Source organism: Sphingopyxis fribergensis (assembly GCF_000803645.1).
In the GTDB taxonomy this organism is placed as follows: domain Bacteria; phylum Pseudomonadota; class Alphaproteobacteria; order Sphingomonadales; family Sphingomonadaceae; genus Sphingopyxis; species Sphingopyxis fribergensis.
The window spans coordinates 2,291,421-2,304,916 of sequence record NZ_CP009122.1; the positions used below are offsets into that span (position 1 = coordinate 2,291,421).

A 13,496-nucleotide genomic window follows, 5' to 3' on the forward strand; every position below is an offset into this window, starting at 1 on the left:
ATGAACCGCATCCTTTCGCTGTTGCTCGCCCTCTTCCTTCCCCTCGCCGCACAGGCGCAGGAAGGAAGCGAACGCAAGCCCGTGACGATCCTGATCTCGATCGACGGTTTTCGGGCCGACTATCTCGATCGCGGCATTACGCCGAACCTGTCGCGGCTCGCCGCCGAAGGCTCGCGCGGCAAACTGCGGCCGTCCTTCCCGACGAAGACCTTTCCGAACCATTACGCCATCGTCACCGGCAAGCGCCCCGACAACAACGGCATCACCGGCAACAATATGATCGACCCGCGGCGCCCGGGGGTGAAATTCAGCCTTGGCGATCCGAAGCAATCGCTCGACCCCTTCTGGTGGGACGAGGCCGAACCCGCGTGGATCACCGCAGGCAAGGCAGGCGTGCGCAGCGCGACGATGTTCTGGCCGGGGAGCGAGGTCGCGATCCACGAAAACCGGCCGCCCGACTGGATGCGCTACGACGAGAATGTCGGCTATGCGCAGCGCGTCAACACGGTGCTCGACTGGATGCGCCGCCCCGCCGAGATTCGTCCCGCCTTTGTCACGCTCTATTTCGAGGCGGTCGACGATGCGGGGCATAAATTCGGCCCCGACAGCGCCGAGGTCAACGCCGCGATCGCCGCGGTCGATGGGCGGATCGGCGAACTCGTCGCGGGCCTCGCCGCGATGGGCCAGCCCGTCCAACTCCTCGTCGTCGCCGACCATGGCATGCGCGCGATCGACGAAAGCCGCGTAATCCAACTCGCCGACCTGATCGACCTCCCCAGCATCGTTGCGGTCGAAACAGGCCCCTATGCCGCGATCGAGCCCACCGCGGGCACCGACGACCGCGTGTACAAGGCGCTGCTGAAGCCGCACGAGCACATGGCTTGTAACCGCCGCGAGGAGCTGCCGAAGCGGCTGCACTACGGACAAAACCCGCGCGTCGCGGCGATCATCTGTATCGCCGAGCCCGGCTGGTCGATCCTGGCAGGCACCCCGACCTGGCCCGTCAAAGGCGGTGCCCACGGCTATGACAATCAGGATACCGAGATGCTCGCGCTGTTCGTCGCAAGCGGAACCGGACTCAAAGGCGACGTTGGCGTCGTGGACAATATCGAGGTCTACCCTTTGCTGATGCGGCTTATCGGTGTGACGCCGCTGCCGAACGACGCGGCGGGGGACCTCGCCAAGCGCCTGCCCTGATCAGTCGCGCAGCACCGCCATTGCATGGATCGAAGCGGTCGGCGCATTGACGATCTGAAGCTGGTAGCGCCCCTGCGTGACGTCATATTCGACCATTTTGCGAATGCCCGAGCAGGCGGGGCCATGGCCGTGCGCGAGTGATTTCACGACCGCGCCGTCGCGGATGAGGTCGATCCACGCGCCCGCGTCGAGCGCGACGATCAGTCGACCCGGCTTTTTCACCTCGATCGGAATCATTCCGCCGAATTTAAAGACGTCGGGTTTGCGTTCGGGAGCGATCCCATAGCGCAGGCTTTCGAATTTATGCAGTGGCAGCGCGGTGCGTGCCGGGCCGAGCGGCGACCAATCGGCACCGAGGTCGTCGCCATAAGCGTAGATGGTCTTGCTCGACGCGTTACGCGCCCAATCGGCGATTTCGGGCGACAGAGCGGGCGCAGCCAGACAGGCCGTTTCCGACTTTTCAGCCGGTGCCGCCGACGCGGTTACGGGTGATAATGCGGCCATCGAAATGGCGATGATCCGAACCCGCATCCTATTTCCTCCCAAATAGTTTCTCGACATCGTCCATCTGCAATTTCACCCACGTCGGGCGGCCATGATTACACTGCCCCGAATGCGGTGTGACCTCCATTGTGCGGAGCAGCGCGTTCATTTCGGGGACGCTTAGCGTGCGCCCTGCTCGCACCGAGCCGTGGCAGGCCATTGTCGCGGCGACGAGTTCGAGCCTCTCGCTGAGGCCCAATGCGGCGTCGCAACCCGCGAGATCGTCGGCGATGTCGGTCACGAGTTTGCGGCAATCGATCGCGCCGAGCATCGCCGGGGTGGCGCGGACCACCACCGCGGCGGGGCCGAAGCGTTCGATCTCGACACCGAGCGCGGCGAGTTGCGGCGCCGCAGCTTCGAGCCGGTCGCATGCGGGCTCATCGAGTTCGACGACTTCGGGAAGCAACAGTCCCTGCGAAGGCACCGCCTGCCCACCCATGCCGCGGCGGAGCTCCTCGAGCACGAGGCGTTCGTGCGCGGCGTGCTGGTCGACGATGACCAGCCCATCCTCGGCCTCCGCGACGATATAGGTCTTCGCGATCTGGCCGCGCGCGATGCCGAGCGGGTGCACCTCGGCCTCTGGCACCGGCGCCGTCGCGGCTTCGGCGCGGCCCATCGGTAGTGCATCGCGCGGCGGGGTAAAATCGACGATGCGGTCGTGCAGCAAGGCCGTTGTCGCCGCATCGCCTTCAGCGCCGAACAGATGCGTCGCGGGGGCGTGGGGGTAGGGATAATGCGCGGCGAACAAGGTCGGCACGGGAGGCTGCGGGGCAACTGGCTCCCGCTGCCACGCCGCAAGCGCCGCTTCGGCGGGGCGCTGGACGCTGCGGAAACCATGTTCGTCGAGCGCGCGGCGGAGGCCGCCGACGATCATACCGCGAATGAGCTGCGGATCGCGGAATCGCACCTCGGTCTTCGCGGGATGGACATTCACGTCGACCTCGCTCGTCGGGACGTCGAGGAACAGGGCCACGACCGGATGGCGGTCGCGCGCGAGCAGGTCGGCATAGGCGCCGCGCAGCGCGCCGACGAGCAGCCGGTCCTTCACCGGGCGTCCGTTGACGAACAGATATTGATGGTCGGCGATGCCGCGGTTGTAGGTCGGCAGGCTGATCACGCCGCCCAAATGCACGTCGCCGCGATCGATATCGACGCCGATGCTGTTGGCGGCGAGATCGCGCTGCGTCAGCGCGGCAACGCGCGTCAACTGATCCTGTCCACCCTGCACGTCGAGCACGCGGCGTCCGTCATGCTCGACGGTGAAGCCCACATCGGGCCGAGCCATCGCGAGGCGCTTCACGACGTCCAGGCACGCGGCATATTCGCTACGTCCGCTACGCAGGAATTTGCGCCGTGCGGGCACGCGCGCGAACAGGTCCTCGACCAGCACCCGGGTGCCCTTCCCGAGCGCCGCAGGCCCTTCGGCCGCAACGGCGCCATTGTCGACGACGCGCTTCCATCCGTCGCCGCCCGGCACGCGGCTTTCGAGCGTAAGCCGCGCAACGCTCGCGATCGACGGCAGCGCCTCGCCACGGAAACCTAGCGTCGTGACATCCTCGATCGCGTCATCGGGCAGCTTCGACGTCGCATGGCGTTCGAGCGCGAGCGCCATGTCGGCGGCGGTCATTCCGCACCCGTCGTCCTCGACTTCAAGCCGCGAAATCCCGCCTTCGGCGATTCGGACCGAAATGCGAGTCGAACCGGCGTCGATCGCATTTTCAACCAGTTCCTTTAGCGCCGCGGCAGGTCTTTCAACCACTTCACCGGCTGCGATCCGATTTACTAGCTTTTCCGGCAGGCGACGTATTGACATGGCCGCTCTCCTAGCGCAGTCGAACGCAAATCGCGACCCATCCGCACAGCCCTGATCATTTTGTCCAGCCGCCCCAAAAGGAAGAGCCGGAATCTCCCCCTGATTGTAGCTGTCGCCGGCCGGGCGCACGGATAAATCACGACAGGGGCGTGTCCGTCAGGGGCACGGCTTCGATGACAGGAAGCAGTATCGATGTCCTTCTTTTCCCGCTGGTTCAAATTCAATTCCCAAGACATGGCTATCGACCTCGGCACCGCAAACACGGTCGTCTATGTCCGCGGCAAGGGCATCGTTCTGAACGAACCCTCGGTCGTTGCGGTCGAGACGCTGAACGGGATCAAGCGGGTGAAGGCGGTCGGCGACGACGCGAAGCTGATGATGGGCAAGACTCCCGACAGCATCGAGGCGATCCGCCCGCTGCGTGACGGCGTCATCGCCGACATCGACGTTGCCGAACAGATGATCAAGCACTTCATCACCAAGGTTCATGGCGGCAAGCCCAACGCGTTCCGCAGCCCCGAAATCGTGATCTGCGTCCCCTCGGGATCGACCAGCGTCGAACGCCGCGCGATCCGCGATGCCGCATCGAACGCCGGCGCGAGCGAAGTGTGGCTGATCGAAGAACCGATGGCGGCCGCGATCGGCGCCGATATGCCGGTAACCGAACCGATCGGTTCGATGGTCGTCGACATCGGCGGCGGCACGACCGAAGTCGCGGTGCTCTCGCTGCGCGGCCTCGCCTACACCACCTCGGTCCGCGCAGGCGGCGACAAGATGGACGAAGCGATCGTCAGCTATGTTCGCCGACACCATAATCTGCTCATCGGCGAAGCGACCGCCGAGCGGATCAAGAAGGATTTCGGCATCGCGCGCATCCCCGCCGATGGCGTGGGCCTGACGATCCACATCAAGGGCCGCGACCTTGTGAACGGCGTGCCCAAGGAAATCTCGATCAACCAGGCGCAGATCGCCGAGGCGCTGTCCGAACCGATCGGCACGATCGTCGAGGGCGTGCGCATCGCGCTCGAAAACACCGCGCCCGAACTCGCGGCCGACATCGTCGACCAGGGCATCGTGCTCACCGGCGGCGGCGCGCTGATCGCCGAACTCGACGAACTGCTGCGCGACGCGACCGGTCTGCCGGTCACGGTGGCCGACGATCCGCTGACCTGCGTCGCGATCGGCACCGGCCGCGCGATGGAAGACCCCGCTTTCCGCGGCGTTCTACAGCAAGCCTGATCGGCGAAACTGACTAATGGTTCGCCCGGCACATCGACGTCCGGGACAATCCCGAAAGGCCCAGTACAGCCTGTTCGTTGCCTATGTCATTGCAGTGACAGGGGCGGTGGCGGGCTTGTTGCTGGCGGTCCTGTCGGTCGCTGATCCCATCGGTTTCGCCCAGTTGCGTGTGGCGAGCCAGGAAATCACCGCGCCCATCGCGCGGGGATCGCGGTCGATCATCGGGTCGATTTCGGGAATCGACGACACCGTCGGCGCCTATGTCAGCGCGGGCACGCAGAACCGGCGGCTGCGCAAGGAACTCGCCGACACGCGGCGCGAACTCGTCGCGACCAGTTCGCTTCAGGAAGAAAACCGCCAACTGAAGGCGCTTCTGAAGCTGCAGGAAACCGACAAGACCGCGCTCGCCAACGGCTATCTGCTCACCTCGACCTCGACGAGCAGCAAGCGCATCGCGCTGCTCAGCATCGGACGCAACCTCGGCGTCGCAGTGGGTCAGCCGGTGCGCGGCGCCGACGGCTTGATCGGCCGCGTGCTCGGAGCCGGCCCTTCGGTGTCGCAGGTTCTGCTGCTCACCGACGTCGACAATATCGTCCCCGTCCGCCGCGCGCGCGATGGTCTGCCCGCGCTCGCCAGCGGCCGCGGCAACGGCGATCTCGACATCCGCACGCTCAACATCGCGAACAATCCGTTCAAGCCCGGCGATATCCTCGTCACCTCGGGCACCGGTGGGCTCTATCCGCCGAATATCCCGGTCGCGATCGTCGTGCGGCGGCAGGACGATGGCGCGCTCGCCCGCCCGCTCGCCGATCCGGGCAAGGTCGATGCGGTGTCGGTGCTGCGCCCCTATACCCCCGACAATATCGAAGCGCGGGGCCTTCCCGGCCCCGCAACGCCGCCACCCGCCCCTACCGGCGCGCCATGAACCAGAAGGGTCCGCGCCTCGGCGAACCGGCATCGCTGTGGCGAATGCGCTTCGTGCCGATCGCGAGCGTGATGTTCGCCTCGGCCTTGCCGCTGATGCTGCCGCTGATCGCAAACTCGCCGGTGCTGCCGCCGCTCGGACTGCTGTTTTTCCTGTGCTGGCAATTGCTGCGTGCCGAAATGTGGCCGGTGTGGATCGGCCTGCCGCTTGGCCTCTGGGACGATTTGTTCAGCGGGGCGCCGATCGGTACCGCGATGGGGCTGTGGACGGTAGCCAGCATCGCAATCGCCTATTCGTCGCAGCGCATCTATTGGCGCGGCTTTTTCCACGACTGGGCGATTGCCGCGGCGTCGGTCGCGATGATCCAGTCACTCGCCGCGCTGATCACCCATCCGCACGCCGCGACCGGCCGCGTCCTCGGCCTTGTCGTGCCGCAAATTATCATTTCCACGCTGCTGGTGCCGCTTTTCATGCGTTTGACCGGCATGTTTGACAATTTCCGCTTGAGGCGCCGATAATCCCCAATGCCGCGTAAAAAGCTCCCCCCGATTACCGAAGCTTTCAGAGGAATTACCTTCACCCGCCGCGCGCTGGTCGTCGGCGGCGCGCAGGCGGCGGTCGGCGTCGCGCTGGCGGCGCGCATGGCCTATATCTCGGTTGTCGATAACGACCGCTATGTCCTTGAATCGGAAAGCAACCGCGTCAATCTGACGCTCGTTCCGCCGCGGCGCGGCTGGATCGTCGACCGCAGCGGCAAGGCGCTGGCGAACAACCGTGTGAGCCTTCGCATCGACATCATTCCCGACCGCCTCCACAACAAGGAAATGGTGCTTGGCCAGCTCCAGACCTTGCTGCGCCTCGACGGCGACACGATGGAACGCATCAACCGCGATCTGAAGGCGGCGTCGGGATTCCAGCCCGTGGCGATCAAGGAAGACATGACCGAGGCCGAGTATAGCTCGATCCTCGTCCGCCTGCCCGAACTGTCCGGCATCGCTCCGCAGCGCGGTTTTGCTCGCAACTATCCGACCGGCGCGGCGGTCGGCCATCTGATCGGTTATGTCGGCGCGCCGAATGCCGAGGAATATCAAAAGGTCAAGGACCCGCTCTACATCACGCCGGGATACAAGATCGGCAAAGACGGGCTGGAGAAATATTTCCAGGACATGCTGAAAGGCCAGCCCGGCGCCCGCCGCGTCGAGGTAACTGCGCGCGGCAAGGTCGTCCGCGATCTGTCGACCCAGCCCGATGTGCAAGGCAAGACCGTCCATCTGACGATCGACGCCGATCTGCAGGAATTCGTCGCGCGGCGCATGGGACGCGAGTCGGGCGCCGCGGTCGTGATCGACTGCCAGAACGGCGACATCCTCTCGTTCGTTTCGATGCCGAGCTTCGATCCGAACAGCTTTTCGGACGGGATCAGCAGCAGCGAATATGCGTGGCTTCGCGCCGATGATCACCAGCCGCTGATCAATAAGGCAACGCGCGGGCTTTACCCGCCGGGCTCGACACTGAAGCCGGTGGCCGCAATCGCCGCGATCGAACATGGTATCGACCCGAGCGAGCGCCACACCTGCATCGGCGGCTATCGCCTGGGCAGCCGCTTCTTCCGCTGCCTGGGCAGGCACGGCAGCGTCGACATGGCGACCGCGATCATGAAAAGCTGCAACAGCTATTTCTATTGGGTCGCGCACCGGCTGGGCTATGATGCGATTGCGCCGACCGCGAAACTGATGGGGCTGGGTGAGGAATTCCAGCTCGCGGGCAGCAACCAGCGGTTCGGCACCATTCCCGACAGCGCATGGAAGATGAAGAAATACGACCAGCCATGGTCGGCCTCGGATTCGCTGAACGCGGTGATCGGCCAGGGTTATGTCAGCGTCAATCCGCTACAGCTAGCGGTGATGACCGCGCGGATCGCATCGGGCCGCCGCCTCTATCCGCGTCTGGTCAACCGGCAGTTCAAGAACGATCCCCTTCCTTTCTCTGCCGAAGCGCTCGCGACCGCGCGCCATGGCATGGACCTCGTCGTCAACGAGCCGGGCGGAACCGCCGGACGCAGCAAATTGCCGCTCGACGGTATCACGATGGCAGGTAAGACGGGCACGGCGCAGGTGCGCGGGCTCAACACCGGCAATGGCAAGGCCGGGACATGGAAATTCCGCGACCACGGCCTGTTCATCGGTTTCGCGCCGGTCGATAATCCGCGCTACGCCACCGCCGTTGTCATCGAGCATGGCATGGGCGGATCGCGCGCCGCGGCCCCCGTCGCCAAGGATTTCATGACCTTCCTCTTCGATCGCGAAAAGGCGATGGAGGCGCTCGCCACCTTCGAGGCCGGCTGGGGCGGCACGATCAAGGAGCGCATGGACCGAGACTATGCCGCATGGAAGGCGGGGGCATCGAAGCCCGATCCGGATCTCGCGCAATGATCCCCGTTCCGCCAGCCATCCAGCGCATCCCGTGGAAGCTGATCGCGATCCTCAGCGGCATCACCGGCTTCGGCCTGCTCGTGCTTTATTCTGCCGCTGGCGGCAACTGGTCGCCTTGGGCGTTGCAGCAGGGTGTGCGCTTTCTGATTTTCCTGACTGCCGCGCTGGTGATCGGGCGCTTTCCCCTGCGCATCTTCGAGGATTTCTCTTATCTCGCCTATATCGGCGTGCTGTTGCTGCTGCTCGCGGTCGAGTTGCTCGGTTTCGTCGGCGGGGGCAGCCAGCGATGGCTCAATCTCGGCTTTATGAACCTGCAGCCGTCGGAGCTGATGAAGGTCACAATCGTCGTCGCGCTTGCGCGTTTCTATGCGCAGCTGCCGCCGGGCAATACGCGGACCTTCACGGCACTTTGGCCTGCGCTGGTGATGATCGGCCTCCCCGCTGCGCTCGTCATGCTGCAACCAGACCTTGGTACCGCACTTTCCATCTGCATCGGCGGCGTCGTCGTGATGTTTGTCTCCGGCCTGCCCTTCTGGTGGTTCGGAAGCGCGGCCGCCGTCGGCGCCGCGGCGCTGCCGATCCTCTTTTCCTTCCTCCACGATTATCAGCAAAAGCGCGTGCTGATCTTCCTCGACCCCGAAAGCGATCCCTTGGGCGCCGGCTATCATATAAGCCAGTCGAAGATCGCGATCGGATCGGGCGGCATCGGCGGCAAGGGCTTCCTCAACGGATCGCAAAGCCACCTCGACTATCTGCCCGAGGGTCACACCGACTTCATCTTCGCGACGATGGCAGAGGAATGGGGGCTGATTGGCGGGCTGGCGCTGCTCTTCGGATTCTTCCTACTACTACGCTGGTCGACGCGCGTGGCGCTCAAGGCGCGGACGCGCTTTGGCCAACTCGCTGCAACCGGCCTGACGATGACGATCTTCTTCTACATCGCAATCAATCTGATGATGGTCATGGGCCTCGCCCCCGTCGTTGGCATCCCGCTACCGCTCTTCTCATACGGCGGCTCGTCGATGCTGACGATCATGACATGCGTCGGCATCATGCTCGCGATCGAAAACGACAGCAAAACGGGCACGCGCCGCTTTCATTGATAAAAAACTTGGCAAAAAGGCATCAGGGGCATTGCCATCCCCCCAGAGCCATGATAGCGGGCCGCTCGCTTCGCAGCAAAGAGGGCAACTCTTCGCAGTCAAGCGCGCCTGAAATGGCAGTGGACGCATAGCTCAGTTGGTAGAGCAGCTGACTCTTAATCAGCGGGTCCTAGGTTCGAGCCCTAGTGCGTCCACCATTTTTCCGTAGAATGACAGCTACTTACACGGCGCTGCCGCTAACTCCTTGCGAGTTCCATTTTGCGCTCTAGCGTATTTCTAGCCAGGAGTTGCAGACGTTGACTAGAGACCTTTGGCGATCTTGCCTTATGTCATTCGGACACTATGAGTCCTTGGGTGGCAATCAAACCTGACGATCAATCCGCGACAGAGGAAGCTGGCAGCGTACCCGTCAGCTATCCAGAGGTTGAGGGCCGTGAAAAGCAAGAGCCTCGTGGATTCTTGGGTATTGCAAGGCGTGACCTGAGCGAGGATGAACTCGCGACCGCTGCTGCCCGCCGTTTTCTAATTGCTGAAATTTAGCGCTTAGATGAACATTGCTCGGAACTTCGACAGGTTGAAAAGAGCTATAATGACCTAAGGGTCGAACACGCCCAGCTTACTGAGTCGAATAAGACAAATCGCTGGGTGGAGATATTGTCGTTCGTTTCCACGTCGATTGGCTCTGCAGGAATCGGTGCAGCGCCTAGCTACATTGCCGCACCAAATCTTGCTGGCGTTGGCTGGACGTTTGCGATCATGTCGGCGATTTTGGTTGTGGTTGGTGTTATTGCGAGGCTGACAAAGTGAGTGTGAGAATATCGTCCATCGCGAATGCGGGTGAGTTTGACCGCGAGCGCGTTGTCTTGCAAATTGAAGAAGATTGTGACCTCGGAAAGTACGTTGTTTTCTGTGTGCGTCGTAGCGGCCCCAATGCGGTAGATTCCGGGAATGTGCCCGCCGCATACTGGTTTGCAGACAAGCCGGTAAAAAAGGGCGACGTTGCAGTCCTTTATTCTAAGGCGGGAAAACGAAGCGAAAAAGTCAGTGAAAGTGGGCACACGTCGCACTTTTTCTATTGGGGGCGGCCAGAATCGATTTGGACGGCCGAAAAGCGTGCTGTTCTGATAGATACCCGTTCCTACAAATTCGCTGCGCAGTAGCCTTGGGCCTCCCAGCAACGAAGTACAGCGACGAGAAAGATCATGTCGGCACCTTCCAGTGCTCCGCTCTCGATGCCGGGAAGCACGTCTCGCTCAACCCATGCGTCGAATGATCCAAAGTAGACATCGAACGGCGACGGCTTCGGCATCGCGCCTGTCTCCAACCGCTTTACGCGTCGTTGAAGGGCCCGGAGCGACATATGTGGTCAACCAAGACCCAGCCGCGCGCGCCATTCGTCCCGCGGCGGGGTAACAGGCTTTGACGGTGCCGGCTCGGACATGGCTGGCACGGACGCGCTCACGGTCGGCAGTTCTCGTTCCGCCCGCAACGCGCGGCAACATTTGATGTCATGCGCAACCTGAGCGCCTTTGAGAGCAGCTTCCTCGTCGAGTACCTCGAAGTGGCGGCGCACGATGTGGTGCGCGTTCTCGATGGGCATTCCATACTTGTCAGCTTGCACGCGGCTTCCGGGTTCGTCAGCTTTCATTGCAGCACTCCTAGATGACCGAGCAGGTCCAGCGCGTCTCCACGGTCACTGGCGCCCGCGCATTCGCGCAGCACGTCCATGCAGTTCTTCACCGCCTGATCACGAAACGCTGGATCAAGGTTGGCGATGGGGTGCGGCGGTGCCGGTTCGATACCGAGGAAGTTCATCAACTCACTACCGCTCATGGGCAGCACCTTGACGTTGCAATTCTCCTGCGCCGCAAGCTCCTCCGCTGCCGACCGCCACTTATCGTAATCGTCCGCGTGCTGGATGGCAGCGCGCCTGCCGTTGATGAGAATGACAAGGAACAAGTCGTGCGGACCCGGTTCTGGACACATGGCACGGAACGGAGCGCGCCAGCTTCGATAGTCAGTCATCTCGGGGTCTCCCTATGCATCAATCTGGACGGACGCCCGTCGCATCCGGCCGCGAAAAATTATTTGTGCAAATAATTCCATTTTAGCGCCGGGCATCGCGAGCCTCCTCAAGCGCCTCAATCCGAGCTGACAGCTCCTCGGTCGCCCGAATGTCGGAGAGCGATTTGATGCTGTCGATGATGAGCCGCCCTACGTCTGGCGCAACCGCGCCCGCGGCAATCGCATCGAGCACCTGGGCGACCTGATCGCTAACCGGCGCGGTGGCATCAAACGCGAACTGCACCTTCTCCGCCTGCGCCTTTATGGAGGGCAGCGTTTTGGCGAGAACGATGGACGCGGCGTTGGTATCGCCCTCCAGCGCCTTGCCGATCAGCACCGCAACGATGCCCCGCATTTCGTCCAACATGGACTGCGTGGCCAGCAAGCGCTTGTCGGGGAGGCCGGGTGGGCGTCCGCTTGGGTTCGGGGACGGACCGCCTGCAACCCACGCGGGGTTGCCCGCACCGCGCGCAGGCTTCTCTTCCGGCGGCGCGGGCGTCCAGTTGGAACCCCAAGGGGGCGTGATTGCGTTCATCGAACTATCTCGATTTGATTAGAACAGGGGTCAGGCCGCAAACGGCTTGTGCGATTTGTCCCGTTTTGCGCGAAGTTGCGCCGGGGTGATCTCGCCCGAATATTGGCCGTGCATGTCGAAGGTCTTGCCCTTGAGCTTGATGGTGCCGACCGCCTTTGCGACCTCCGATTTCAGCACTCCCATTCGACCGTCGATTAGATTGCGGGCGGCGGTGACAGCGCGCAGGCGTTTCGCGAGGCCGGGGTTGAACCGCTCGTGATACTCGCGGAGCAGGATCGGTTTCATCTCGTCGTCAATGCCGCTGAGCATACCGGGCGCGCCAAGCACTGCCGACGCGCCTACATCGTCGCCGTCGCGGATTGCCTGTGAGATAGCTGCCATGCGCTCGCCCAGCTTCAATCCCTTGAAGTGCGCACGTATCTCGCTGCTGACCATCTGGGAGGCTTTGGACTCGACCGCCTTCGTCATCTCCTTCTCCCACGCCTCGACTTTGGCATTGAGGGTCTGCGATGCGGTGTCCCACAGCGGATAGACTTTCCCGATCGTCTGCTTATGGGCAAAGTCATCGACCTTCAGGAGCTGCCCCGCTTCGTTGAGCGTCGGGTCGTCCGCGACCGCTGCCTTGGCGTCGTGGAATGGCGCGCAGCGCCGTAAACGCTTCGGTGAACGCCGCCTTTGCCCCGCTAACGTAAGTAGCGGTGTCGTCGTCATAGTCTTGGATTGTCATCATCGTAGCTTCGGGATCAAGCGCTGCACTAATGCGAATATCGACTTCATCAGCCATTTTTAGAACTCCCCTGCCGGATGTGGCTAGACATTGGCTACAAAGTAGGGAGGCCGATTGAAGGTCGCAAGCAATTATTTTGCTATAACAAACACTTAGGTCAGCTCAGGAGCCACAAGGCGGTGACATAACATATTTGTGGGTCGGCGATTTCGGGGGTGATAACCACATTGTCCAGTGCAGCGATGCTGCTATGAATTGGGCCATGATCGAAAACGATGAGCAGTTGAAGGTGGCGGTTTCGCAAGCAAGTTCGCTTGTTCAGGAGATAAGTGATTACGTGAAGGCCAATCCACGGCAGGACTTTTACGGGCGGATCAGGTTTCCGAGAGGGTTCATCAAAACTGCACCTGAAATTAGACGTAACCTCCGTTTCATAGAAAACGAGACGCTTAAACGTAATGTCAGTTACGCGCTCATGACTCACGAAGTCTTGCGCTGGAATGTATTCCACACAGACCTCGCCGGGCAGGCACAGGAAATGCTCATTAAGGAAGCAGTTTGCTTGCTCGGCAACGTCTGTGAGAGCATCACTATCTTCCCCGCCGAGCATGGCCTTGGCCGTGGCTCCGGATTCAAGAAAAGAACCGAACGCCTACGAGCAATGGACGTAATTGATGATCGCTGCTTGCGATTGCTGGAGTGGCTTTGGGGTAAGCGAAATCAAGAGCATCTGTACGATGTGCCGTTTCTTGAATGGAATCACTACGAGAAGAAAGATTGGTATAAATCGGTGCGGGCATTTCGTTCTCTACGCGACGGCCTGAATGAATGGCGCGGCTTTGCAGCAGCCTGAATGACCACATGCACCATAACCGGCGGTAGCGGGTTAGCGTTAGCCTCGGGTGGCTCGCGCTCTCA

At 62.3% G+C, this 13,496-nt stretch carries 15 protein-coding genes and 1 tRNA gene; 10 read left to right on the top strand and 6 right to left on the bottom strand.

What is annotated here, in order from left to right; all coding sequences use genetic code 11:
* A complete protein-coding gene (locus tag SKP52_RS10665) occupies window positions 1–1,197 on the top strand; it encodes a nucleotide pyrophosphatase/phosphodiesterase family protein (RefSeq protein WP_039574663.1) in 1,197 nt (398 codons plus the stop codon).
* On the opposite strand, the gene SKP52_RS10670 is transcribed toward SKP52_RS10665, so the two are convergent.
* Both SKP52_RS10670 and mutL read right to left on the bottom strand, forming a co-directional pair.
* Window positions 1,198–1,728, bottom strand: coding sequence for a hypothetical protein (locus SKP52_RS10670; protein ID WP_039574664.1), 531 nt, complete (start codon window positions 1,726–1,728; stop codon window positions 1,198–1,200).
* A gap of 1 nt (window position 1,729) precedes the next feature.
* Window positions 1,730–3,553 (bottom strand): DNA mismatch repair endonuclease MutL, encoded by a 1,824-nt coding sequence (gene mutL, locus SKP52_RS10675; RefSeq protein WP_039574666.1) that lies wholly within the window; start codon window positions 3,551–3,553, stop codon window positions 1,730–1,732.
* A 192-nt stretch (window positions 3,554–3,745) separates the two neighbouring features.
* Here mutL and SKP52_RS10680 point away from each other — a divergent pair, with 192 nt between their 5' ends.
* The 8 genes from SKP52_RS10680 (at window position 3,746) to SKP52_RS26070 (ending at window position 10,412) form a co-directional block, all read left to right on the top strand.
* The gene (locus tag SKP52_RS10680) at window positions 3,746–4,792 is read left to right on the top strand and encodes a rod shape-determining protein (RefSeq protein ID WP_039574668.1); all 1,047 of its coding nucleotides are present in this window, start codon (window positions 3,746–3,748) and stop codon (window positions 4,790–4,792) included.
* Between the two features lie 16 nt (window positions 4,793–4,808).
* A complete protein-coding gene (gene mreC / locus SKP52_RS10685; RefSeq protein ID WP_039574669.1) occupies window positions 4,809–5,717 on the top strand; it encodes a rod shape-determining protein MreC in 909 nt (302 codons plus the stop codon).
* Entirely contained in the window at window positions 5,714–6,235 is a 522-nt protein-coding gene (locus SKP52_RS10690) for a hypothetical protein (protein WP_039574671.1), read from the top strand. Before mreC ends, SKP52_RS10690 begins: the two co-directional genes overlap by 4 nt.
* Window positions 6,236–6,241: 6 nt before the next feature.
* Window positions 6,242–8,149: a penicillin-binding protein 2 gene (mrdA, locus tag SKP52_RS10695; protein ID WP_039574672.1), complete on the top strand. Its 1,908-nt coding sequence runs from the start codon at window positions 6,242–6,244 to the stop codon at window positions 8,147–8,149.
* Window positions 8,146–9,252, top strand: coding sequence for a rod shape-determining protein RodA (rodA, locus tag SKP52_RS10700; RefSeq protein ID WP_039574674.1), 1,107 nt, complete (start codon window positions 8,146–8,148; stop codon window positions 9,250–9,252). Before mrdA ends, rodA begins: the two co-directional genes overlap by 4 nt.
* A 121-nt stretch (window positions 9,253–9,373) precedes the next feature.
* Window positions 9,374–9,449 (top strand) — tRNA-Lys (locus tag SKP52_RS10705).
* 157 nt (window positions 9,450–9,606) lie between these two features.
* A complete protein-coding gene (locus tag SKP52_RS26065; RefSeq protein ID WP_148309086.1) occupies window positions 9,607–9,792 on the top strand; it encodes a hypothetical protein in 186 nt (61 codons plus the stop codon).
* 263 nt (window positions 9,793–10,055) lie between these two features.
* The gene (locus SKP52_RS26070; protein WP_148309087.1) at window positions 10,056–10,412 is read left to right on the top strand and encodes a hypothetical protein; all 357 of its coding nucleotides are present in this window, start codon (window positions 10,056–10,058) and stop codon (window positions 10,410–10,412) included.
* A gap of 206 nt (window positions 10,413–10,618) precedes the next feature.
* On the opposite strand, the gene SKP52_RS26075 is transcribed toward SKP52_RS26070, so the two are convergent.
* The 4 genes from SKP52_RS26075 to SKP52_RS10720 all read right to left on the bottom strand — a co-directional run bounded on the left by SKP52_RS26075 (window position 10,619) and on the right by SKP52_RS10720 (window position 12,562).
* A complete protein-coding gene (locus SKP52_RS26075) occupies window positions 10,619–10,900 on the bottom strand; it encodes a hypothetical protein (protein WP_148309088.1) in 282 nt (93 codons plus the stop codon).
* Window positions 10,897–11,277, bottom strand: coding sequence for a hypothetical protein (locus SKP52_RS10710; protein ID WP_148309089.1), 381 nt, complete (start codon window positions 11,275–11,277; stop codon window positions 10,897–10,899). Before SKP52_RS10710 ends, SKP52_RS26075 begins: the two co-directional genes overlap by 4 nt.
* A gap of 82 nt (window positions 11,278–11,359) precedes the next feature.
* Complete coding sequence (locus SKP52_RS10715; RefSeq protein WP_039574678.1) at window positions 11,360–11,851, bottom strand: hypothetical protein; 492 nt, start codon at window positions 11,849–11,851, stop codon at window positions 11,360–11,362.
* A gap of 30 nt (window positions 11,852–11,881) precedes the next feature.
* Window positions 11,882–12,562 (bottom strand): hypothetical protein, encoded by a 681-nt coding sequence (locus SKP52_RS10720; protein ID WP_039574680.1) that lies wholly within the window; start codon window positions 12,560–12,562, stop codon window positions 11,882–11,884.
* A gap of 278 nt (window positions 12,563–12,840) precedes the next feature.
* On the opposite strand from SKP52_RS10720, the gene SKP52_RS10725 reads away from it, so the two are divergent.
* Window positions 12,841–13,431: a hypothetical protein gene (locus SKP52_RS10725; protein ID WP_148309090.1), complete on the top strand. Its 591-nt coding sequence runs from the start codon at window positions 12,841–12,843 to the stop codon at window positions 13,429–13,431.
* Window positions 13,432–13,496 lie beyond the last annotated feature (65 nt).

Coding starts and splice junctions, on each gene's coding strand:
- SKP52_RS10690 (WP_039574671.1), top strand. CDS start 5,714: ATGAACCAGAAGGGTCCGCGCCTCGGCGAACCGGCATCGCTGTGGCGA.
- SKP52_RS10720 (WP_039574680.1), bottom strand. CDS start 12,562: ATGACGACGACACCGCTACTTACGTTAGCGGGGCAAAGGCGGCGTTCA.
- SKP52_RS26075 (WP_148309088.1), bottom strand. CDS start 10,900: ATGAAAGCTGACGAACCCGGAAGCCGCGTGCAAGCTGACAAGTATGGA.
- rodA (WP_039574674.1), top strand. CDS start 8,146: ATGATCCCCGTTCCGCCAGCCATCCAGCGCATCCCGTGGAAGCTGATC.
- mreC (WP_039574669.1), top strand. CDS start 4,809: ATGGTTCGCCCGGCACATCGACGTCCGGGACAATCCCGAAAGGCCCAG.
- SKP52_RS10665 (WP_039574663.1), top strand. CDS start 1: ATGAACCGCATCCTTTCGCTGTTGCTCGCCCTCTTCCTTCCCCTCGCC.
- SKP52_RS10710 (WP_148309089.1), bottom strand. CDS start 11,277: ATGACTGACTATCGAAGCTGGCGCGCTCCGTTCCGTGCCATGTGTCCA.
- mrdA (WP_039574672.1), top strand. CDS start 6,242: ATGCCGCGTAAAAAGCTCCCCCCGATTACCGAAGCTTTCAGAGGAATT.
- SKP52_RS10725 (WP_148309090.1), top strand. CDS start 12,841: ATGATCGAAAACGATGAGCAGTTGAAGGTGGCGGTTTCGCAAGCAAGT.
- SKP52_RS10715 (WP_039574678.1), bottom strand. CDS start 11,851: ATGAACGCAATCACGCCCCCTTGGGGTTCCAACTGGACGCCCGCGCCG.
- SKP52_RS10680 (WP_039574668.1), top strand. CDS start 3,746: ATGTCCTTCTTTTCCCGCTGGTTCAAATTCAATTCCCAAGACATGGCT.
- mutL (WP_039574666.1), bottom strand. CDS start 3,553: ATGTCAATACGTCGCCTGCCGGAAAAGCTAGTAAATCGGATCGCAGCC.
- SKP52_RS10670 (WP_039574664.1), bottom strand. CDS start 1,728: ATGCGGGTTCGGATCATCGCCATTTCGATGGCCGCATTATCACCCGTA.